General features: G+C 70.5%; 1 protein-coding gene. It reads left to right on the forward strand.

Annotated features, from left to right (window positions below; all coding sequences use genetic code 11):
* Nucleotides 1-747 (forward strand): alpha/beta fold hydrolase (locus E1292_RS50575; protein ID WP_132606892.1); only part of this gene is annotated, 747 nt, incomplete at both ends.

Below are 747 nucleotides of genomic sequence, written 5' to 3' on the forward strand. Positions count from 1 at the left end.
GACGTGATCTACGGGACGAAGAAGATCGATGTCGCGGGCCGGTCGGTGAACGTGTCCTGCTCGGGTGACGCGGCGGACGGTGAGCCGGTCATCGTGCTGATGCACGGTGGTGGCGACAAGCTGGACAGGTTGGCCGCCCTGCAGAAGACGTTGAGCGGGAACCACCGGGTCTGCTCCTACGACCGGCTCGGCGCGGGCGGCAGCGACCAGCCGCAGGGCCCTCAGGACTTCGCGAGCACCGGCAAGATCCTGACCGGGGTGCTCGACCGGATCGCCGGTGACCGTCCGGTCGTGCTGGCCGGGCACTCGCTGGGCGGGCTGATCGCCGCCCGATACGCCCCCGACCACCAGGACCGCGTCAAGGGACTGGTGCTGATGGACGCCACCCCGTCCACCATGGCCGGTGACATCGCCAAGGTCATCCCGGCCTCGGCCAAGGGCCCGGCCGCCGGGGTACGCGCGCAGAACCTGGCGATCTTCAAGGGACAGAACCCGGAGAAGCTCGTCATCACCGACGGCAAGGTCCGCTCCGCCGGGGACATCCCGGTCGAGGTCATCGCGCACGGCCGGCCGTACCTGGCGGCCGTCCCCACCTACGGGCCGCGCCTGGAGAAGGCGTGGGCCGCGGGCCAGCGCAAGTGGCTCGCCATCTCCAGCGCCGGCAAACTGAGCACCGCCGCCAGGAGCGGGCACTACATCTACGAGGACCAGCCCGATGCCGCCGTCAAGGCCATCCAGCGCGTCACC

The sequence above is a fragment of the Nonomuraea deserti genome (assembly GCF_004348685.1).
Lineage (GTDB): Bacteria > Actinomycetota > Actinomycetes > Streptosporangiales > Streptosporangiaceae > Nonomuraea > Nonomuraea deserti.